Consider the following 22035-nt stretch of genomic DNA (forward strand, 5'->3'; position numbering starts at 1 on the left):
AACTGGGCGCGGGCGGTGGACCCGTCGCGTTCGTTGACCAAGGACGTGTACCGGCCGTCCCAGTTGTACGTGCCCCGCGCGAAGGGCGGCTGCGTCGAGCCGAAGAAGATGTCCTGGTACATGTAGCCGCCCTTGAAGGTGTGCGACTTGTACACCTTGGTGAGGTTGTTGCTGAACTGCACGGTGTTGCTGAACCGCTCGCTGACGACCCAGCCGCCATGGCCCAGCAGTCTGAGATCGGAGATCTCCAGCGTGGGCAGCCCGCCGTTCCCCGGCAACTGCGGGATCCCGCCAATGCCGAATTGGCCCGGGATGTCACTGGTATCGTCACCGTTCGGTTGGAGCCGGTTCGTGTGCTCGCGGCTCACGCCCAGGCGTGCCTCGTTGATCAGCGTCGGCGAGAACATGTGGGTGTGGCTGACCGCAAGACCGTTGACGCGTACGGTCTCGGTGCCCTCGTTGAAGCCACCGCCGTCGCCCACGCCCTCGAAGGGTGGAGGCCGCACCTTCTTGTTGTCCGAGAAGCTGTAGCGCGCGAAGAAGCGATCGTTCGCACTGAAGTTGTGGTCGACGCGGATGTCGAACGAGTGGGTGTCGAACGTGTTGGTGCGGTTGACCACGTAGTTGTTGGTCAAGCCGGCTTGGTTCGGCTCCGGATAGAGCTCCAACAGCCGGCGCCCGTCCGCGCTCAAACGGTTCGCGGGAATCCTGTTGCCTGGAAACGCATCGCGAACGTGGCCCGTCGTGGTGGCCACCCTGCCCGTGACCGGATCCAGCTGCCCCGCCTGGAGCTGGCGGGTCGTCGCCGGGTCGAAGATCGTGCCGCGCGCGAAGGAGCGGCCGAGGATGTCCGGTCCGACGATGCCACTTTGGAGGGCGAGCAGATCGGAGAAGTCGGTGAACCCGCTCCCGCGCTGCCCTGCCGTGGGTACGCTGGTCACCCAGGTGTTTGCTTCCTCCATGAGGTTTCCCTCGTAGTCGGCAAACCAGAACGTGTTGCTCCCGAACAACGGTCCCCCCGCCGTGAAGCCGAACTGATTCGTGAGGAAATCACCCTTCTCGAGGTCGGCCGCATTGGCGAAGTAATCGTTGGCGTTGAGCTTTTCGTTCCGGTGGAACTCCCAGACGCTGCCGCGAAATTGACTCGTCCCCGACTTGAGCGTCGTGTTCATCACGGCCCCGCCCGCGCGGCCGTACTCGGCGCTGAACGAGCTCGTCAGCATCTTGATCTCGTCGACCGCGTCGACAGGGGGCTTGATGACATAGGCCACGCCGCTCAGGAAGTCGACATTGCTCGTGTTGTTGTCGATGCCGTCGAGCAAGTAGTTGTTCTGCGCGGGCCTGACCCCATTCGCGGAGAACTGGAGCGGTGCGCGCGCCCCCTGCTGCGGCGGCAGGACCCCGACGCTGAGGCGTGCAAGAGCTGTGTAGTCGCGTCCCGCCATCGGCAAGTTCTCGATGACCTCGGACGGCAGCGTCTGACCAACGGTCCCACTCCCGGTCTCGAGAAGCGGCGCGTCGGCGGTCACCACCAATTCTTCGGCGACGCCGCCAGGCTCGAGCGTCAAGTCCACCTGCGCTTGCTGTTGAATGCTGACGGTGAGACCGCGCCTCTCGACAGTCCGGAAGCTTGGAAGCTCCACCTGCACCGTGTACGTGCCCGTGCGAATCGGCGTGAAGATGTACGTGCCATCTTCGCGCGTCACGGTGGAGAGCGTGAACCCCTGCCCCTCGTGTGTAATGGTGACCGTGGCGCCAGGCAACACCCCGCCCGAGGAGTCTTTCACCGTGCCGAGAATCGTCGCCGTGTCGACCTGCGCGCTTGCGGATGCCTCGAACAGCACCAGCGCCATCATCGACGCCGCACACCCATAGCCGAGCCGTCTCCAGAACACTCGCATCCCCATCGCCCCTCCTCACAACCCACGCTGACCACAAACACGCCGGCGTCTCGCCTGTCCAAGCGCCCCTTCGCGCCTTGCGCCCGACAGGACGACTCCGACGTCACGCAATGACACAAACCTCCACCCGCACGAAGGTGGACTACCGGATAACGGCCGCCTCGGCGAGGCGGCCCTACCTAGCTGTTCCGAATCACCGTGATCGTATACGGTATTGCGCTAAAGCTAGTCGCACAATCAGGCCACTGTCAAGGGATTCTTCGCGTTTCTCCGCGTTTCTTCGCGTTTCTTCGCGTTTTCTCTTCGAGATCTGTCGACGCGGGGAACCTCCACGCATGGGAGCGGACGCCTCGGCGAGGCGTCCCTGCCACGGGTAGGGCGCGTTCGCCGAACGCGCCGGCGACGACGAGTCCTCACTGTGCCCGAGTATGATCTGTCCCGTGGGTGAGTTGGAGCTCTCCTCGTGACGTCGCCAGCCGGGATGAGCCGCGCGCCCGAGCAGGCATGGCGGAGGCCGATGGTCGCGCGCAGCGCCAGCGAGCCGCACCGGCCCGCCACGACATTGGAGCTGTTCTTCGATCTCTGCTTCGTCGTGGCGGTGGCGCAGGCCTCGTCGGCGCTGCATCACGCGCTCGCGGAGAACCACGTCGGCCACGGCGTCGTCGGCTTTCTGCTCGTCTTCTTCGCCATCTGGTGGGCGTGGATGAACTTCACGTGGTTCGCGTCTGCTTACGACACCGACGATGTGCCGTACAGGGTGGCGACGCTGATCATGATTGCCGGGGCATTGGTGCTCGCCGCCGGCGTGCCGCGTGCCTTTGCCTCCTCCGACTTCGCGATCATCACACTCGGCTATATCATCATGCGCGTGGCGCTGGTCGCCAATTGGCTGCGCGCCGCGCGGAGCGATGTCGCCAGACGCTCGACCGCGTTGCGTTACGCCGCGGGAGTCTCGGTATTGCAGGTAGGTTGGGCCCTGAGACTGACTCTCCCCGACCACTGGTTGCTTCCTGGATTCCTGGTACTGGCGGCCGGCGAGCTCCTGGTGCCGGTCTTCGCCGAGCGCGCCGCAACCACCACATGGCACCCGCAGCACATTGCCGAGCGCTACGGGCTGTTCACCATCATCGTCCTCGGCGAATCGGTCCTGGCCGCTGCGGTGGCCGTCCAATCCGCGCTCGACGCGGGGCACAACACCAACCTGCTGACACTTGCCGCCGCCGGCGCGGTGATCGTCTTTTCGATGTGGTGGCTCTACTTCGACGAGCCGGCACACGAGCTGCTGACCTCGCTCACCGCCTCCCTTCGTTGGGGCTACGGCCACTATCTGATCTTTGCGTCGGCAGCGGCCTCCGGCGCAGGCCTGGCCGTCGCGGTCGACTACCACACTGGCGACGCCCACATACCAGCCGCAGCGGCCGGCTATGCCACGGCGCTGCCAGTAGCCACATACCTCTTCGCCGTATGGATGATGCAGATCCGCCCTCGCGGGCGGCCGCCGGCGGTCACGGCCTACCCCGTCATCGCGGCACTCGTGGTCGCGACCCCTTTCGGTCCTTCCCCTATCCACCTGATCGCGCTGCTATTGGCCGTGCTCGTTGGCATTACGGTCGTGGCCAAGCAGGTGGCCGGCGGCCCTGAAGGGCCACCCTCCTCTGAGTAGTGGTCATGCCGCATCCTCGACCCCGCGAGCCGGCGTCGCCGAGGCCCAGAGGTGCTGCGCGGCGTACGCACGCCATGGCCGCCAACGCTCGGCTCGAGCGAGCAGCTCGCGCGACGTCGGCCGGCGCCCTTGCCCATCACTCATCGCGCGCATCAAGCCGAGGTCAGCCGCGGGAAACGCATCCGGCTCGCGCAGCTCGCGCATGGCGATGTATTGAGCGGTCCACTCGCCGACCCCGGAGAGCGTGCGAAGCTGGACGATCGCCTCGTCGAGACTGCGGGCGGCACTGAAGATCTCTGGATCGGCAGCCACGGCGCGCGCCAACGACGACAGCGCAGCCGCGCGCCGCATTGGCATACCGAGTGTCGAGAGGTCCGCTGCCCCCAAGCGCGTGGGACGTGGGAAGACGTGGGTCAGAGCATCTCGCGCGAGAGACGTGTGCTGCCGCCTGCTACGCGCCAGCGGCTCTCCGTATCGGGCAACGAGCTTGCCCGCGAGGCCCGCCGCGGCCGTCACCGAGATCTGTTGGCCAAGCACTGCACGAACCGCGAGCTCGAAGCCGTCCCACGCCCCGGGCAGACGCAGCCCCGGACGCGCCGCCACCAAGGGCGCCAGCAGCGGGTCCTCGGCAAGGTGAGCACCGATGACGTCCGGCTCGGCAGCGAGATCGAACACTCTGCGGAGGCGCGCGATGATCGTGGGGAGCGCCGAGAGCTTCGGGAATCGAATCGTCGCCTGGAGCGCGTTCCCCTGATCTCGTGCTCGGGCTCCGACCGGTGCTGGCTGGACGAGAACGGTCCCGTGCAGGCCGCCAATCTCGATCGTGCGGGCATAGCCGTCGCCCGAGACGGCCTCGACACCGGGAATCGCGCGAGCACGGAGGAACGACAGCATCGCAGGCCAGTCGTATGGTGGGCGATAGCGGAGCAGAATCGTCACCTCACCCGTCGGGCCAGCTGTCAGCTCTGTTGCCCCAGCACGACGAAGCGCGCTCGGTGGGCGATCGAAGAGCTGACGAAACGTCTCGTTGAAGCGCCGGATGCTGCCGAATCCAGCTGCCAACGCGACCTCTGCCAGCGGCAACGTCGTCTCGTGAATCAGCTGCTTCGCCAACAGAACGCGGCGCGTCTGCGCCACTTCGATCGGCGATGCGCCGAGATGTTGACGAAAGAGCCGCCGGAGCTGTCGCTCGCCCACGCCCAGCCGTCCGGCAAGCGTCTCCACATCCGCCTCGTCTAGCGCTCCCATCTCAATCAACGAGAGCGCGCGCGACACGGTGTTCGACGTGCCGTGCCAAGCGGCGAGCGCGGGTGCCGTCTCGGGCCGGCACCGCAAGCATGGACGAAACCCCGCCGCCTGTGCTGCCGCCGCCGACGAGTAGAAGATGACGTTTTCGCGCTTGGGGGTGCGCGCGGGACATACCGGACGGCAATAGATGCCGGTCGTCGTGACGCCGACGAAGAGGCGTCCGTCGAAGCGGGCATCGCGAGCGCAGATGGCGCGGTAGCAAGCGTCGTGATCGAGATCCATCGAGCCATCCTTGCGCTGACCGCGGCCGGCGTCTAGCGGTTTTCGGACATGTCCAGTCTAGCGTTTCGCCAGCGCGCCTGGGAGCCCGGCGCAATACCGCGGCCGCAGGCCAATCAGGTCCGAAAACCGCCAGCAATTGTCGGCGCGGTGCAGCACCCTCGTCAGGGAAGCGGCCGCCCCGGCGAGGCGGCCCTACCATCGTCCACGGTAGGGCGCGTTCGCCGAACGCGCCGTGCTCGCACACCCGAAACGTGGCTCACATGCATCCCGTTCTTGACCCTCAAGGTTTCTAGAGATGACTCGATTGGATCACGTGTCACGCGCTACTGAATTCCGCGAGATCAACCTCGCCGGCCGCCTGCTGCTACCCAATGCGTGGGACGCAGCAAGCGCACGCGTCTTCGAGGAGGCAGGATTTCCGGCCATTGCAACGACGAGCGCGGGAATTGCCTACGCCCGCGGATTGCGCGATGGTCAGCTGATCGAACGCAACGCCATGGTTCGCGAGATTGCGTCGATAGTGGCCGCCTGCCAGCGGCCGGTGAGCGCCGACATCGAAGCAGGGTACGGCCCCGCCTCATCGGACGTCGCTGAGACCGTTGACGCGGTGCTGGAGGTCGGCGCCGTAGGCGTGAACCTGGAGGACAACACCGGCGGCGTTGGGCAAACGCCGCTCTTCAGCGTTGAGGATCAGGCCTCGAGGATCGCCGCAGCGCGATCACGAGCGGAACGGCGCGGCGTTCCGCTCGTGATCAACGCTCGGACCGACACGTTCTTGCTCGGTCTCGGCACCGACCTCGAGGAGCGTGTCGCGATGACCATCGAGCGTGGACGTGCCTACTTACAGGCCGGCGCCGACCTCGTGTTCGTTCCGCTCGCAATCGATCCCGATATCGTCCGCCAGCTGGCCGATGCGATCGGCCCGATCAGCGTGATGGCCGTACCGGGCGCACCTGCGGCCGACGTGCTGTTCACGGCAGGCGCGCGACGAGTGAGCCTCGGCGCGGCGGCAATGCTGGCGACGCTCGGCGCGCTGCGGGAGATCGCCAAGGAGGTCCATGAGGCAGGAACGTGGACATTGATTGAACGCAGCTTCTACCCGTTCCACGAGGCGCAGGCGCTATTCGACCGCCGCACGTGACGGGACGCTCGCAGTGCCCACGCGCGCACGGATCTCACAACTCGCCCGGCCGGGGCGCGAACGTGAGAACCATCCCTGTCAGATTCGTGCGCAAGAAACGGACGGCATCTCCAGCCGTTCACGAAGTACGTTGGCTTGATTGCTTCCGAGGAGACTGATCATGCCCATCTGCTTTCGTGCGATGCCGACAGAGATTGCTCGCGCTCATCAGCGCGGCGAGTTGGACGCGTATGGCCGCCCACCGGAAAAGCGAACCGCCGATGGCTCATCGCGTATCCCGTGCCGGCATTGCCTCACGGACGTCACCGTGGGTGACGAGTATCTGGTGCTCGCCTCTCGGCCTTTCAGCAGGCTGCAGCCGTATGCTGAGACTGGTCCAGTCTTCTTGCACGCCGACACATGCCCGCGACATGCGGAGAGCACCGAAGCGCCAGAGATGCTCTTGAAGTCGTCGCAGATGATCGTTCGTGGATATTCCAATGATGAGCGCATCATTTACGGCACGGGTGCCATAGTCGCTACCGATCGAATCGCCGATGCAGCTGCCTCGCTCCTCGAGCGGCCGGAGGTCGCGTTCGTGCACGTCCGCTCCGCGACCAACAACTGCTTCCAGTGCCGCATCGACCGCGGATGAATGACCCCTCACCAATTCGGTGGCGCGCCGACCGGATACTGCTCGAGGTCGAGCACCGTGCCTGTGACACACGCACTTGCATCGGATGCGAAATAGGCAGCAGCGTAGGCGATGTCCGCCGGGCTCAGGAGCCGGCCGAACGGCCGCGTCTTCACGGCCTCGGCGAGCCAATTCGCCGGCTGCCCTTCCTGCTCGCGCTTCACGCGATCTTCACCCTCGGTGAGCGTCCAGCCTGCGTTGATTTGATTCACGCGGATCCTGTCGCGATTGAGGAGCGCGGCCGCATTCTTGGTGAGGGTCATCAGACCGCCTTTCGAGACCGAATAGGCGCAGAGCTTTGGCTCACCAATGTAGGCGTTGATCGATCCGATGTTGACGACGCTGCCGCCACCCGTTCGCCGGAAGTGTGGAATCGCGCGCTGGAGGAGAACGAAGGGCGCGCGTAGGTTCACCGCGAGGATCCGGTCCCACAACTGCACGGGCGTGTCCTCGACGTCGCCACGAGACGTGTCGGCGGCATTGTTCACGAGGATATCGAGACCGCCAAAGGCACCCGCGGCCTCGTCTATCAACGTTCGACACGCCTCGTCGTCAACCAAGTCCGCCGACAGGGATCGGGCTTGGCCACCTTGGTCTGCCAACGCCTGGGCCGCATCGCGAGCCCGGTCGGGGTCGCGCCCGTGCACGATGACCTTCGCACCCAGCGCTGCGAAGAGCTGCGCGATCCCTCGTCCGATGCCGGATGTCGATCCGGTGACCAGCGCCACCCGATCTGTCAGGGAAACTGGAACGTGCTGAGTGTCGACTGCCACGTGAGGAGCCCCAGGTTACGGACGGCCACCCTCTACTGCGAGGGAATCAAGACGGACTTGATGACCGTGCCGTCGTGCATGCTCTCGAAGGCACCGCGCCAGGCGGCGAGCCCGGTGCGAAGCCCCACGATGAGCTCCGGCTTTGTCTGGCGATGCGCGATGAGATCAACGACGCGCTCCCAGACGGGATAGTTGTGACTGAACGAGCCCTGCAGCCGAACGTTCTTCTGCACGAGCGGGTTGAGATCGACCGGCGCCGACTCGGGTGACCATCCCACCTTGACGATCTGCCCGCCCGGCGTGACCAGCGACAAGGCGACATCGAGCGGCCGAGTGGCACCGGTCGCGTCGCACACGAGATCGGCGCCAAGCGGGTCGAGCGCGCGCACCGCTTCGTCGAGACGTTCGGCATCCACGTTGACGGTGTGCGTCGCCCCAAGCGCGCGCGCCGTCTCGAGGCGCGGCGCATCCACACCGCGACCGGCCACGACGAGCGGATACGCGCCGGAAAGGGCCGCCATGCGGGCGCACAGCAAGCCGATGGGGCCAGGGCCCAGGATCACGGTTGTATCGCCGGGCCGGATGTGCGCGTTGACGCACATCGCCTGGTACGCCACGGCGTGCGGCTCGGCGAGGCAGGCGAGATCGAACGGCAGGTCGTCCGGCACCGCGTGCAAGCAGCGCGCCGGCACGCGGACGAAGCGCGCCATCCCGCCGTCCACGCCGTAGCCGAAGCCCTTGCGCGACGGGCACAGGTTGTAACGGCCCGTGCGGCACATCAGGCAGGCGCCGCAAATCACGGCCGCTGTCTCGCTCACCACACGGTCACCCTCGCGCACCGCGCGTACCGCGCGCCCCCGGACGGCGACGGTGCCGGCAAACTCGTGACCGAGCACGACCGGCGTCGCAACCGGCCAGCTGTGCGTGCACCAGGCCTGATGCACGTCCGATCCACACACCGATGCAGCGCCGACCTCCAGCAGGACGTCCTCGTCACCGATATCGGGCACCGGCACTTCGCGCAGCTCGACGGCGAGCGGTTGGAGGGCATAGTGGACCACTGCGGGCTGTGTCTGCATCATCGTCAAGGCGAGGCGCGTGACGGCATCGCGGCACTCCTCTTCTCCTTGAGAAACGCCACGGAGCGCGCAAGCTCCTCGAGGCCGTTCATTCCATCTTCGACCGAGATCCAGCCGTCGAATCCCACGCTCGACAGAATCCGGAAGATTGCGTCGTAGTCGTTGAGTCCCTTGCCGGTCTCACCATGGCGGAGCTGGTCGGCGTAGCCGAGCGTACCGTCTGCCTGCCGCAGATCGTCGAGCGTGGCGCCTGACGCGAGGTACCGGTCCGACGCGTGCATCGTCACAACCCGGTGCTTCACGTGCTCGAGAAACGTCATCGGATCGTAACCACCAACGATCGCGTTCGATGGATCATACTGCACGCCGAACCGGGGCGAGTCGATGCGGTCGAGGATCTCCAGAAAGATGTCCTGCGGCTGTGCGAACTCCGGATAGCGCCAGCGGCCGTCCTTGTAGTGGTTCTCGAGGCAGAGCGTCACGTTCCGGCGCTCGGCGTGATCGAGCGATCTGAGGATGCCGTCGACCGTGCGCGCGACGCCTTCTTGCCGCGTGAGCTCGGGATAGCGCTGACCACTCAACGTGCGGCAGAATCGCGCTCCGAGCCGGTCGGTGAGGTCGATGGCCGCTTTCTGCCGTGCGACCTCGCGCGCCCGGATGTCGGGATCAGGGTGCGTGAAATCTGGCGAGAAGCAGAGCATCGCGCTCACCTGACCGGTCGCTTCGACGAGGCGAACCACCGGATCGACGTCGGCGGCCGCAAGCGATCGAAAGAACCCGTCGTAGTGCTCGAGCCCTTCGCCGCCGAGCGACTGCGCCTCCCGAATCCACCAGAGGTAGTCACGCCGGCCGTCACAGAGCTCGTCGAAGTAGCACTTGGGGAAGACAGCGATTCGAGGCGGCATAATCAGTGACGAGTGACAACGAGTGACGACCCGGCGCTTCGTAGCACTACGGCTGGCGTTGAGGGCCGGCGAAGCTCCGACGCGGTCGCCGCTAGCCCTCGCCGAAGGAGGCGCCCTCACTCGCCACTCGTCACTCGTCACTAGAAATCTAGAACAGAATCTTCAAGCCGAGCTCCAACTGCCGGCCGGTCGAGCCGCCCAGCTGCCGGAGCGTGCGGCCAAAGTTCGCGTTGAGCACGTTGGTGACGGGATTCGCACGATTGAGCCGGTTCGTCACGTTGTACGCGGCGAGCTTGAACTCGACCCGTGTGTCGCCCCTCAATCGGAACTGCTTGGTGAGCGTGCCATCCATCGTCCAGTATACGGGACCTGTGAGGCCGGGATACTGCAACGGGTTCGTCCGTGGCGTGTAATCCGGCTGCTGCTGGAACTTGGACGTGTCGAACCAGCGGTCGGGTGTCGGGTTGCCGAGCGTCGGATCGCCGTCGACCAACGCGGGCCCGAAGCGCAGGTACTGACCAGAGTTGAAGTAGAAGGCGCCGGCGACCTGCCAGGCGCCCACAAGAGCGTCCAGCGCCGGATGGAGGTTCGCGAGATAGGCGCGGTCGCGTCCGAACGGTAGCTCGTAGATGCCCGCTGCTGACAGCCGATGCCGCGGGCTCCGGAGACCGCCAATGTCCTGGAACGTGAGCTCGTCGAGATAGTTCGCGACCGAATCGAAGAACTCTTCAGTCCGCTCGCGATTGTAGTTGTACCCGAAGAGAAAGCTGTACCCATTCAGATGCGCGCGGCGGACACTGAGCTGGAGCGCGTGATAGCGCGATCGCCGACCCGGCGAATACGCGACGTACAGACCGCCGTACTGCGGATAGGTGCGCAGGAGCTCGCTGAGCGCAATCGTCTCTTGGTTGCGGAGCGGACCCGGGAAGGTCTCCGGAGTGAGGTACTGATAGAAGGGGTTTGGCACCGTCGCGTCCAGCTCACTGCCGTGCTCGTACGACAGGCGCGGATCCATCTGATTGATATTTCGCGTGTACGGGACGTTGTGGCCGAAGTTGGCGAAGTAGGTGATGTCGGTGACAACCCTGCCTGGCAGCTCCCGCTGGAGCGAGATGTTGATCCGATCGTTCACCTCCGGCTCGAGGTCCTGCTGGTACCACACGAGGTTGTCGCCGCCGAGACCAAGGGAGCGGCCATTGTCCTTGCCGAGCGGCGGAATCAACGGATTGCTGTCCGCCGGAAACGGATCGCTCAGGCGCGCTTGCGGGACCCCTTCGAGGGGAGGCGCCACGGATTGAGTGGCGTCGAACCCAAGATAGGGCGGCTCGAGAAAGTTGAGCGCTTCGAACCCAGAAAACGGAGAAGGCGAAAAGTTGTACTCGGTCGGCACGACGTAGCGGGCATACCCGGCTCGGAGGGCAGTCTTGTCGTTGATGCGCAGCGCGAGGCCTGCACGCGGCATGAACGCCCCCTTCGGTGTATCCCACATGCCAGGATTCTCGCTGTCGGTGAAGACCCACGCGCCGTTGAACGCGTAGGCGTCGCCCATCAGCGCGCGGGCCGCCTCCGGAATGTCCGGCGGGTTCGCCTGCATCTCCGGAATCGGCTGAGAGAGGTCGAGAAAGCGCGACATGTTGTAGTCGGGGTCGTGCCACGGGGTCTCGAACTCATAACGAAGCCCGAGGTTCAACGTGAGTCGCTGACTCAGCTTGATATCGTCCTGGATGAACCCAGCGTAGAACTCTGTCCGCGGCCGCTTCACTGGCTTTGACACCGCCACCGAGTCGGAAGCGAGCGCACCGAGCAGGAACGACGCGTAGGGATGACCCGACTGGCGCGTGTCCGGGTTGATGAACGTGTCAGCCGTCGTCGCAGCGTTGAAGAACAGGCCGTTCGTGCCGGTGACCAGCGTCTCGCCGCCGCTGCGCCGCGTCTCGAAGCCCACCTTCCAGTAGTGTGCACCGCGCTGCTGGGACAGCTTCGCGCTGAACGTCGTGGCATTGGGATGTTGATACCAAAACACACCGGTCTGGCCGAAGTGTGAGCCGCCAATGTTAATCCGCGGATGGTAGACCGGGAAGCCGGTCTCGAAAGCTTCATACCAAGCGTTGTTGGGCCAGAACTCCGACCACCCGGCCGAGCCCAGATCGAAGCCCGGCGCACCGTAGTCGTCCACGAGCGAGTGATAGTCGCCATGCAGGTTGACCAGGGTGCGGTCGTTCACGGTCCAGAGCGCGTCTCCGGACACGCTGAGCGCGTGCCGGGTGCTCATGTCGCGCGGACCAAAGGCGGGTGAGTCGTTTGGTGTGGGATTCAACGTCTCGACGATGGTGTGGATCCGGCTGAACCGCCCGTAGACCCTCCACTTGTCGTTGATGTTCCAGTCGACGCGATTGGAGAAGTTCTTGTAGTCGGTAATCCGTGTCGCCGTGGCTTGGTAGTTGTTCAGACCGCTGATGTCGTCACCGGGCCGGTTCGGCTCCCACAAGCTCTCCATCAAGCGCTGGGCGAGCGGATCCATGCGGTCGGCCGGAACGCGATTGCCGGGGAACGGTGTGCGCGTGACCGTGTCCGTTTCCGGATTCAACACCGTAGACCAGGGATCGTAGATGACGCGCAGACTGCCATCAGGGTTGTACGATTGGGAGAAATCGCCGGCACGCTCCCGCGCCGTGGGCATCGTCCGAACGATCGTGAGCTGGTCGTGGGGCCGCCACTGCTCGTACGAGGCAAAGTGGAACACTCTGTTCTGCACGATCGGATGCCCCAGAACGCCGCCAAACATCGTATTTCGCGACTTGCTCTCGTCACCCGTTGTCCGGTCGTTCAGTGCATTGAGCTCAGGGTACCGCCCCGAGAAGAAGGTGCTGCCCTGCCACTGATTGGTCCCGGACTTCATCGTGATGCTGACGACACCGCCCGCGCTGTGACCAGACTCGGCGTCCACGCTGTTCTGGAGGATGGTGACCTCCTGGACCGCGTCGGGAGACGGCGTGTAGGTCGCCTTGTGGCCGACGCCGATAGGGCTGCCGTCGACCTTGAGATCGTTCTTCAGACTCGTGCCTCCGCCCAGCTCGATGCTGTTGGCCGCCCAGGAGTGATACGGATTCATCTCGGTACGCGTGTTGACGGCCGCCGGATCGAGCAGCGCGAGCTTGAACGGGTTGCGGTCGAAGCGCGGCAGCTCGTTGGCCATCTTCGTGTCGACCGAAAGCATCGTGCTCGACGTGTTGAACTGGACGGCTGCGGGCGCCTCCGTCACGGTCACGCTCTCCTGAATCCCACCCGGGCTCAGGACGGCATCGACGGTAACGTCGCCGCGTGACTGCACGCGGATGTTCTCACGGGTGAACGGGGCGAAGCCATCCAGCTCCACGGTCAGCAGGTAGAGACCCGGCTCGACGTAGTCGAACAGGTAACGTCCGGTGTCGTTGGTCTGCCGGACCGTGGCGACGCCGGTGTCGACGTTGACCAGCGTGACGGTGGCTCCTGGGATGACTCCCTGGTCCGGATCAGCGACCACGCCTTGGACCCTGGCGCGATAGTCCTGGCCATACGCAGGCAGTACAGCAATCACCACCAAGAATGCAACGAGGAAACCCACGGTTCTTCTCATTCATCCCCTCCCGCGAGATGTGGACGCGCCCGCGAAGGCCGTCGCGCCCGACCTACTTGTCCACCGAAGCGCGAAGGCGGAACGGTCGGGCCCGGCCGTAATCTGCAAGCCTCTGATTGTGCGGCAGTTTAACATCATGCTCTCGAAGGATCTAGAATTAAAGGCTTCACATCTCTCTCGAGACTGCGAAGAGGGAAACGGAGACTGTCCCTCTTTCTGTCTAGAATCAAGGCTCCACCTTCCCTCAGGAGACTCGGTGATGCGGGTGTTCCATTACGCGCTCCGGCAACTGCGACGCAGCCCTGGATTCACGATTGCGGCGGTCTCGTCGCTCGCGCTCGGCATCGGCGCGACCACGGCGATGTTTACCCTGATGGACGCCCTCCTGCTGCGGCCGTTGCCGGTCCGCGAGCCGGGGCGGCTGGTCCGAGTCGATGCCGTGGATGAACATTACGGCCGCGGACTGTCCGCATCGCTCCTCGAGGCGATCCGGCGCGAAGAGGTCTTCGACGGCGTGTGTGGTTTCCTCACGCAAGGGCCGACCGTTGAAATGGCCGGCAGGATCTCCTCGAGGTGGACGCACTCCATGACGGGCGACTGCTTTGAAACGCTCGGTGTGAGGCCGGCGCTGGGCAGGCTGTTGGAACCGGCGGATGATGTGCCTGGCGCGCCGCATGTGGCGGTCTTGAGCTACGACGTCTGGCAGCGTGAGTTTGGAGGGCGCGCAGACGTCATCGGCGAGAAGCTGACCATCGACGGTGAACCGGGCAGCATTGTTGGCGTCACGCAGCGCGGATTCAGAGGCGTGCAGCTTGGCTTCCCGCCCGACATCATCTTCCCGCTCAGCTTGCAATACGAGTTGGAGGGCGTTTCAAACGGCGGGACGACGACATTTGCTCGGCTCAAGCGGGACGACTCCAGCGGCGAGGTCACGGCGCGGCTGCAAACGATATGGCCGCGACTCTTGCAGGAGTCGGTCTCGCCGACATCTCAGGGACGTGACCGCGAGCGCTATCTGAGCTACGAGCTCTCAGTGACACCCGCCTCGGGAGGTCTCGACCGGTTCGCGCTGCGTGATCGATTCGAAGCCCCGCTGATCGCACTCTTTGGCATTGCCGCCCTCGTGCTGCTCGTCTCGTGTGTCAACGTGGCGAATCTCCTCCTGGCGCGCGCCCAGGCAAGACGAGGCGAGATGTCGGTTCGCCTCGCGCTCGGCGCCAGCCGCTGGGTGTTGATCCGCGATACGCTCGCGGAGAGCCTGATCCTGCTCGTCGTGGCCGTGGGCGCCGGTATCGCTCTCGCATACGTGCAGACAGCGTTCCTGGTGTCCCTGTTCGGTGCTGCGTTTGCGATTGCCGGCTTCGCGCTCGACGTCACGCCGGATGCGCGCACGCTCTTGTTCACCTGCGCGGCCGCGGTCACTGCATTTCTCCTCTTTGCGATCGCGCCAGCCTCGAGGAATAGCCGCGCGGGCGTAGCGACACTGCTGAGCGGATCGTCGAGCCGCGTGGTCGGCGATCGAGCTCCGTGGCGACGTGCGCTCGTGGTGGCGCAGGTCGCCATGACGCTGGCGCTCGTCACCGGTGCGGTTCTCTTTGCAGCGGCGCTTGCACAACTGCGGGTCATGTCGCTCGGCCTGACGGCGGAAGGCATGCTGAGCATGCATCTCTTGCCGCTGCCGGGTGCTTATCGGAGCGAATTCTCTCGCGGCGCGTACTATCGCGACCTCATCGAGCGAATGAGGCACATCGCGGGCGTGCGGGACGTCGCGCTGTCGAGGGTCTTGCCGCTGTCAGCGGCAGAATCGTATCTCGAGCCGGTTCGTGCTCCCGGCGTATCGGAAGACGAAATCGCGTCGGATGTGGCGAGCGTGACCGATGGCTTTCTGCACCTGATGGGTATACCGCTCGTGGCGGGCACCAACTTCCATCGAAGCGACGCGCCAGGCGGCATGCGGACCGCAATCGTCAGTGAGTCTCTGGCGCGCAGACTCTTTGGGAACCGCAATCCATTGGGCAGACAGATCACGATCGGCCCGGATCCCGAGACCCCTGCGCGAGAGATCATCGGCGTCGCACGGGATGCCATCATCGCCAACCCACGAGCGCGCAACACCCTGGTCGTGTACGAAAACTTCTGGCAAGCGTCGCCAGGTGGGCAGTGGGCGCCGAGGCTGCTCATACGAACGGCCACGGATCCTGGGCCGATTGCGGCCACCGTGCGGCGGGAGCTCCGCAATCTGGGACGCGAGTATCCCACCCGCGTGCGCACGCTCATCGAGGAGCGCGACGCTTCGCTGGCGCAGGAGCGACTGCTGGCATCTCTGTCGATGGCGTTTGGCTGGGTGGGGCTCACGCTTGCTGCAATTGGGCTCTACGGCCTGCTCAACTTCTCGGTGACGCGGCGCACCGGTGAGATTGGCATCCGCATGGCGCTTGGTGCCGACCGCGCACGCATCCTCCGACTCGTGCTCCGCGAGGCTGTCGTGCTGATTGCCGCAGGCGTGCTGATTGGCCTTCCGATCACGCTGGCTGGCGCCAGAGCCGTGCACGCGCTGCTCTACGGCGTCGGTCCGTTCGACATCCTCCCGATGGCCGCCTCCATCAGCGTGCTGGTGTTCGTTGGCCTCCTGGCCGCCTGGATCCCAGCGCGACGTGCCGCGTCGCTCGCACCGTCGCAGGCGCTGCGGCAGGAGTAAAAACGGAACCGGGTACCTTTTCGGCACCGAAAAGGTACCCGGTTCCTTTTTCCGCTACCCGAAGCGCGACAGGCGGAAGGGTGTGAGGTCGAATGCGCTGCGGCCCTCTGTGATGAGGTCGGCCGCAATCTCTCCGATGGCGCTCGAGAACTTGAACCCATGCCCAGAACAGGCGCTCACGATCAACACCCGGGAGTGGACTGGGTGCGTATCGATGATGAAGCCCTCGTCTGGTGTATTCGTATAGAGGCAAACGCAGGAGCGCAACCAACCGTCGCCTAGACCAGGCAAGAAGCGGGCGACGAGCGATCGCATCGCGTCGACCTCCTCGGGCGCGACATCCCGTTGCACGCCGGCGGCATCCGTCGCTTCGCCCTGGTGATGTCTGGCGACCTTCACCCCCTCCGGGCGCGCCGGGAAGCCGTAGAACATCAAGCCGGGCGCATACTCGACGATGAAGATCGGCAGGCGATCGGGGACGAATTGCGCCACCTGCTCACCCGGGTCGAACCAGTGCATCACGACCCGCTCAACGGTCAAAGGCAGCGCCAACTCCGGTGCGAGCCCGGCCAGCCAGGCACCGGCAGCAATAATCAACCGCTCGGCCATGTACCGGCCGCCGGTTGTCACGATCGTGACTTCGTTTGCTCCTGCCTGCCAGCTCGTCACGGTCTCGTTGGTCTGCAGCGTGGCGCCACACGCGGTCGCGAGATGTAGATGCGCCTCGACCGCGCGCTCCGGCAAAAGCATGCCCGCACGCGGCTCCAGCAGCGCAACCATGTCGTCGGAGAGCTGCAAGGCGGGGTAGCGACGACGGACCTCCGGCGCCGACAGCTCCTCGTACGGCAAACCGTGGAGCTCTGCGCTGGTCCGTGCGCCGCTCACGACCCGGCTGTCAGGAGCGCCAATCATCAGGCCGCCAGTCTCCTCGAACAGGCGCTCGCCGCTTTCCGCCTCGAGACGAGCCCAGCAGGTGTAGGCGTGGCGAACGATGGGGACGTACTGCGGATGCTCGAAGTACGCCTCGCGGATGATGCGCGTCCTGCCGTGCGATGAGCCCTTCGTGTGCGGCGGCGTGAATTGATCGAGACCCAGGACGCGGCGGCCGCGGCGTGCGAGGTGATACGCGGCGGCACTGCCCATGGCACCGAGCCCGATGATGGCGACGTCGAAGTGTGCAGGCATTGGAAGTACTGCACAGTTTACGCCACGGACCGGCCTCGCACACGCGTGCCACGCTGCACATCGGTGCGGGCGCGCTCGGCGAGCGCGCCCTACCATCGTCGTGGTGCGGCCGCCTCCGCGAGCGCGCCCTGCCATCGTCGTGGTAGGGACGCCTCGCCGAGGCGTCCTGTGCGACGAAACACAGGCTGAATTCAACAGTGGGAGAAGTGCAATGCGCAAGATATCGGAGATGGCAATCAACCAGTGCATCGCGGAGCTACGCGCCGCCTGTCGTTTACCAATTGAGGAGCCGGCGCTCGACACGCTCATCGAGGGACTTCGCCCAAACTTCCAGCGAATCCTAGACTGCTCGGACGGCCGCAAGCGTTGGGCCGGCCACGGCCAGCGCATGCGGAACAACGGCCGCTACATCGGCGCGTTCGCGAACTTCTTCGCTGACCATGTCAGTGCAGCGGTCGTCGGCCGGAGCGAGCTGACCCGCGCCTTCGAGATCGTGCGCGAGCACTGCGCCGTTCGGGCGGACAGCGGCCCGCTCGCCTGCGAGGACCCGCCAGTCGACGCGCGGGCGGCAGAGGAATTGCTGAAGCCGGTCGTTCCGACGCGTGACCCTCTCCACAGCGGCGGGTGAGCTCGACGTCGGCGAGGGCTCAAAACCGACTCATGTCACGGCTCGTGCCACCTGCCGCCGGGATATAGGATGTGAGCGCGTAGTCGGTGACCATACGGTCTGCGCTGAAACGCCAGCCGAGCGTGCGGATCGCCCGCTTCATTCGCGCAATCCACCGGCGCGGCAGGCCGTCTTTATCGCGGTCGTAGAAGAGCGGCACCACCTCGTTGCGCAGCACCTGGGCGAGCGCCTCGCCATCGCGGAAATCGTGGAGCTCAGTCGATGTGTGCGTCTCGCCCGTGCCAATGGCGAAACCGTTCAGTCCATCGTAGGCCTCAGCCCTGACAGTTTCGTTGCTATGGCGCTGCGTTGGCTACGATACTGTCGTCTTGTGTGATTTGAGTGACCCCGCGCGAGTGCACCGTCATTGGCGACGGTCCTGTCGAGAAGGTAATCGTCAGCGGCGGCGTGGGCGACGAGTCTTGCTCACACGTTCGAGAGCCTGCGCCAATGTGACCGCAGCGACTCCAGGAAGCAATGCCGTCAGCGCCTGGGAATCCGCGCCGCCACGGTGCACAACCAGGCAGCTCGTCTTGTAGGATTTCGAGCTCTCGGCCAGTCGCGTCAGCGGCAGGGCCATGGCCGGCGTCACCGTTCGTGAAGCCTTCGCCTCAATGAGCGTCAGCTCGCGGGCACGTGGCACCAGAACGAAGTCGACTTCCAGTCCTCGCTCGTCTCGAAAGCAATAGATTTCGCTACGGCGCCCGCTATTGGCCTGCTGTTTCACGATCTCGGATGCCACGAATCCCTCGAACAGCGGACCGAGGAAAGGGGAACGGTCGAGGGCCGTCTGAGAATCGATGCCGAGCAAGTGACACGCCAGCCCAGAGTCGATGAAATAGAGCTTGGGCGACTTCACGAGACGCTTGCCGAAGTTCTCGAAGAAGGGAGGCACCAGCAAAATCTGTCCGGTGATCTCAAGAACGCTGAGCCACTGCGAGATCGTCGGCACCGAGACCCCCAGCGGCGCTGCTAGCGCGGCGCGGTTGAGCATTTGCCCGCAACGGGACGCGAGCAACGCCAGGAACCGGCGAAATGTCGCAAGGTCGCGAATCGCGGTGACGGCTCGCACATCGCGTTCCAGGTATGTCTGGACGTAGGAGCGGAACCACCGCTCAGCACCCTGGGGTCGCGCGAGCACCTCTGGAAAGCCTCCCAGCCGCAGCGATACACGACCGGACTCGCGGGTCGACAGCGGCAACATGTGCAGGACGGCCGCCCGCCCTGCCATCGACTCCGTGACGTTCTCCATCAGAGATGCCTCTTGCGACCCGGTCAGGAGCCATTGCCCCCGCGCAGGGCGTGGTCCACGATCGATGCGAGTGCGGATGTAGTTGAACAGCTCCGGTGTGTTCTGGATCTCGTCCATGATCACGGGGAGTCGCACGCCGTCCAGAAATGATCGAGGATCAGTCCGAACACGCGCCACGACATCAGGATCTTCCAACAGGTAATAGTCGGCTCGAGGGAACAGCTTTCTGAGGAGCGTGGTCTTGCCGCTGCGGCGGGGCCCGGTCATCAAGACAGCGGAAAACTGGCGGCTGGCTCGAAGCAGCTCGTCCGCCAAATGGCGTGGCACAAAACGCATCGTGGTGCATTATAAACTGTTACTTTAAAATTCACCACCTATTGATCCGTTCTTTCCCTCTCGATCTCGCACGAGCGTCGATATCTGGCATGGTGGAATGACATCGAAGGTCGGACGCCGGTCGGTGGGCGCATCACCGCAGCTCGAGCCCTGCGCGCACCCAGCGCCCGGGCATCTCGACACCCGCCACCTCGCGGTAGTCTGCATCGAGCAGGTTGCTCGCTTCGACGAATAGGCCAAAGCGCCCGAAGCGACGGCTCACGCGGGCATCCGCCAGCCAGTAGCGCTGCCCGTCGGTACGACGCCTGTGCTCGAGACGCGGTCCGACGATGATGCCGGCGCCCACGTCTGCGCTCCCCCACACGGCAATGCTGTGTGGGGCGTAGTCCAGCGCATATTTGGAAAGCAGTGTGAGCTCTCGGGCCCGAGTGCGAAGCCAACTGTACTGGACGCCCAGCCAGCCGTCCTCGCCCAGGCGTCCCGATAGTCCGACCTCGACGCCGCCGGTATCGAGACGCCGGATGTTCGACGTCCGCCAGCGCTCGTCCGTCGAGGCCCGTATCCAATCGATCACGTTCTCCTCGCGCCGCACGAAGACCGTCGCGCTGGCCGCCCAGCTCTGGGCAGCAAGGTAGTCCAGGCCGGCGTCCGCGGACCATGCTGTCTCGGCGTCCAGATCACTCGATGCCTGATGATTGGGGTCCGTGTAGAAGAGCTCCGTGAACGTCGGGGCGCGAAAGGCGCGCCCGACCGACGCCCGCCACTTCACCTTTCGTGTGGCCATGGCGGTGACGCCGAGCGATGGGCTCCAGGCGGTGCCATATCGGCTGTAGGCGTCGACGCGGACCGCCGGGTAGAAGAGCACGCGGCCGATCGGCTGCTGCAGCTCCGCGAAGAGACTGCCGCGACCGACGCGGTGAACACCGAGGTTGCTCGAGTCGAGCCAATCGCCAGCCACCTCGGTGCCGACACTGAGCCGATGGCCAGGCGCCCAACGGTAGTGCGCCTCGAGCGATGCGCCGGCCGCATGCGTGCGATGTCGGTTTTCGAACTGTCCCGGCTGGCGCACGTCGTACAGGAACCGGTCGCCGTGCGTCCGATAGAACAGCTGCGCCACACTCTCCCACCGTGCACTGAGCCGTGCCTCGTGAGTCGAGGAGACGAGCGTCTGACTCGTCCACTCGCGAGAAGGCGCAGGACCGTAGAAGCCGTCCGCTCCGAACTCCTTGTCGAGATGTGCGACGGAGATCTTCGCCCCGCGGCTGATCTGCGCCGACATGCGCGCCACGACATGACGGAAGTCGCGGGCGAAGGCGAAGCCATCGGATCGTTCGCTGGCGGCCGATATGCGGAGCACGCGGGAGCCTTGCCCGAGAGCGCCGGAGCCGCTGGCCTGCACGAGCCCATGCTGTCCCGTCGCTACGCGCGCCTCCCATCGACTCGCATCGGAGCGCGTGATGACGTTGACCGTGCCGCCAAAGGCATCGGCACCGTGCAGTGACGAGCCGGCACCGAGCATCACCTCGACGCGCTCGATGTCCTCGAGCGGCACAGGCAGATCACCATTGTGGTGCCCCGATTGCGCGTCGTTCAGGCGAACGCCGTCGATCAAGACGAGCGTCTGCCCGAAGCCGGCGCCGCGGAGGCTGTAATCGGTCTGCGACCCGAACGGACCGCGCGCCCGCACATCGACGCCCAGCGCGAAGCGCAAGAGCTCGGGCACCGAGCGCACCGGCAAGTGGGCGATTTGCTCGCGCGTGAGGACAACGACATGCCGGGCAACCGCGTCAAAAGGCACCGGCGCAGCGGTGGCGGTGACGATCACCTCCTCGCGCACGGGCTGCGGTGTCTGCGCCGTGGCCAGGTCGCTGGCAGCCGTGACGACCAGCAGTGCAAGCAGGCAGTGTTGCCGTCGGCCGTATCTCGTGCGCACACTCACGACACCTGCTCATGGAGCGCCAGGAGACGATCGTGTCGGCCCAGGAGCACCAGTGTGTCGCCCGCATGGAGCGGGGCGTCCGGGCTCGGGGCGATGTCGGTGACCACATCTCCCGCAGCTTCCGGTTGCCGTTTGAGCGCGATCAGGTTCACACCATACGTCGCCCGCAAGCCGACGTCGCGCAGCGTCTTCCCGACGAACTCTTTCGGCGTGGGCAACTCGATGATGCTGAAGTCACGCGACAGCTCCACATAGTCGAGCACATTCGGCACGGCAAGACTGTGGGCCAGCCGAACGGCCATCTCCCGCTCGGGGAACACGACTCGCGAGACACCCAGCCGCTGTAGGATGCGCCCGTGCAGCGGCGTGGTGGCCTTCGCGATGATGTGCGTGACGCCAAGCTCCTTGAGCACCATGACGATGAGCACGCTCGACTCGACGTTCTCGCCGATCGAGACGACCGCGATCTCGACGTCCGACACGCCGGCCGCCGTGAGCGCCTTTTCGTCGGTGGCATCGAGCTGCATCACGTGCGCGAGCGTATCGGCGAGGCCGCGCACCTTCTCCTCGTCGCTGTCCACACCGATGACATCGTGGCCGAGGTCAGAGAGTGCTTCCGCCACGGCAGAGCCGAACCGTCCCAACCCGACCACCGCCACTGATTTGAGCGCCATAGG

The 22035-nt window shown here is 65.2% G+C and carries 16 protein-coding genes; 5 read left to right on the forward strand and 11 right to left on the reverse strand.

Annotated elements, in window-relative coordinates; genetic code table 11:
• Positions 1 to 1907: TonB-dependent receptor plug domain-containing protein (locus GEV06_07405; protein ID MPZ17721.1), on the reverse strand; the 1907-nt coding region annotated here is incomplete at its 3' end.
• Between the two features lie 475 nt (positions 1908 to 2382).
• On the opposite strand from GEV06_07405, the gene GEV06_07410 reads away from it, so the two are divergent.
• Positions 2383 to 3564: a low temperature requirement protein A gene (locus GEV06_07410; GenBank protein MPZ17722.1), complete on the forward strand. Its 1182-nt coding sequence runs from the start codon at positions 2383 to 2385 to the stop codon at positions 3562 to 3564.
• Between the two features lie 3 nt (positions 3565 to 3567).
• Here GEV06_07410 and GEV06_07415 read toward each other — a convergent pair whose 3' ends face one another.
• Positions 3568 to 5094 (reverse strand): helix-turn-helix domain-containing protein, encoded by a 1527-nt coding sequence (locus GEV06_07415; GenBank protein ID MPZ17723.1) that lies wholly within the window; start codon positions 5092 to 5094, stop codon positions 3568 to 3570.
• A gap of 295 nt (positions 5095 to 5389) precedes the next feature.
• Between GEV06_07415 and GEV06_07420 the strand changes: the two genes are divergently transcribed.
• Positions 5390 to 6235, forward strand: coding sequence for an isocitrate lyase/phosphoenolpyruvate mutase family protein (locus tag GEV06_07420; GenBank protein MPZ17724.1), 846 nt, complete (start codon positions 5390 to 5392; stop codon positions 6233 to 6235).
• Positions 6236 to 6395: 160 nt separating this feature from the next.
• A complete protein-coding gene (locus tag GEV06_07425) occupies positions 6396 to 6869 on the forward strand; it encodes a DUF1203 domain-containing protein (GenBank protein ID MPZ17725.1) in 474 nt (157 codons plus the stop codon).
• An 8-nt stretch (positions 6870 to 6877) separates the two neighbouring features.
• On the opposite strand, the gene GEV06_07430 is transcribed toward GEV06_07425, so the two are convergent.
• The 4 genes from GEV06_07430 to GEV06_07445 all read right to left on the reverse strand — a co-directional run bounded on the left by GEV06_07430 (position 6878) and on the right by GEV06_07445 (position 13281).
• Positions 6878 to 7681, reverse strand: coding sequence for an SDR family oxidoreductase (locus GEV06_07430; protein MPZ17726.1), 804 nt, complete (start codon positions 7679 to 7681; stop codon positions 6878 to 6880).
• A gap of 32 nt (positions 7682 to 7713) precedes the next feature.
• Complete coding sequence (locus GEV06_07435; protein MPZ17727.1) at positions 7714 to 8763, reverse strand: alcohol dehydrogenase catalytic domain-containing protein; 1050 nt, start codon at positions 8761 to 8763, stop codon at positions 7714 to 7716.
• 2 nt (positions 8764 to 8765) lie between these two features.
• Positions 8766 to 9665 (reverse strand): TIM barrel protein, encoded by a 900-nt coding sequence (locus GEV06_07440; protein MPZ17728.1) that lies wholly within the window; start codon positions 9663 to 9665, stop codon positions 8766 to 8768.
• A gap of 148 nt (positions 9666 to 9813) precedes the next feature.
• Complete coding sequence (locus GEV06_07445) at positions 9814 to 13281, reverse strand: carboxypeptidase regulatory-like domain-containing protein (protein ID MPZ17729.1); 3468 nt, start codon at positions 13279 to 13281, stop codon at positions 9814 to 9816.
• A 118-nt stretch (positions 13282 to 13399) separates the two neighbouring features.
• On the opposite strand from GEV06_07445, the gene GEV06_07450 reads away from it, so the two are divergent.
• A complete protein-coding gene (locus GEV06_07450; protein MPZ17730.1) occupies positions 13400 to 15979 on the forward strand; it encodes an FtsX-like permease family protein in 2580 nt (859 codons plus the stop codon).
• A 54-nt stretch (positions 15980 to 16033) separates the two neighbouring features.
• Here the strand turns inward: GEV06_07450 and solA are convergent, their stop codons facing one another.
• Positions 16034 to 17164, reverse strand: a complete 1131-nt coding sequence (gene solA, locus GEV06_07455) for an N-methyl-L-tryptophan oxidase (protein MPZ17731.1) — start codon at positions 17162 to 17164, stop codon at positions 16034 to 16036.
• A 211-nt stretch (positions 17165 to 17375) separates the two neighbouring features.
• On the opposite strand from solA, the gene GEV06_07460 reads away from it, so the two are divergent.
• Entirely contained in the window at positions 17376 to 17792 is a 417-nt protein-coding gene (locus GEV06_07460; protein ID MPZ17732.1) for a hypothetical protein, read from the forward strand.
• 19 nt (positions 17793 to 17811) lie between these two features.
• On the opposite strand, the gene GEV06_07465 is transcribed toward GEV06_07460, so the two are convergent.
• The 4 genes from GEV06_07465 to GEV06_07480 all read right to left on the reverse strand — a co-directional run bounded on the left by GEV06_07465 (position 17812) and on the right by GEV06_07480 (position 22032).
• Positions 17812 to 18009 (reverse strand): hypothetical protein, encoded by a 198-nt coding sequence (locus tag GEV06_07465; GenBank protein MPZ17733.1) that lies wholly within the window; start codon positions 18007 to 18009, stop codon positions 17812 to 17814.
• Positions 18010 to 18228: 219 nt separating this feature from the next.
• Complete coding sequence (locus GEV06_07470) at positions 18229 to 19419, reverse strand: DUF4143 domain-containing protein (protein ID MPZ17734.1); 1191 nt, start codon at positions 19417 to 19419, stop codon at positions 18229 to 18231.
• A 133-nt stretch (positions 19420 to 19552) separates the two neighbouring features.
• Positions 19553 to 21358: a TonB-dependent receptor gene (locus GEV06_07475; protein MPZ17735.1), complete on the reverse strand. Its 1806-nt coding sequence runs from the start codon at positions 21356 to 21358 to the stop codon at positions 19553 to 19555.
• Positions 21355 to 22032, reverse strand: coding sequence for an NAD-dependent epimerase/dehydratase family protein (locus tag GEV06_07480; protein ID MPZ17736.1), 678 nt, complete (start codon positions 22030 to 22032; stop codon positions 21355 to 21357). The genes GEV06_07475 and GEV06_07480 overlap by 4 nt, the downstream gene beginning before the upstream one ends.
• Between the last annotated feature and the right edge of the window lie 3 nt (positions 22033 to 22035).

The sequence above is a fragment of the Luteitalea sp. genome (assembly GCA_009377605.1).
Taxonomy (GTDB): Bacteria; Acidobacteriota; Vicinamibacteria; order Vicinamibacterales; family Vicinamibacteraceae; genus WHTT01.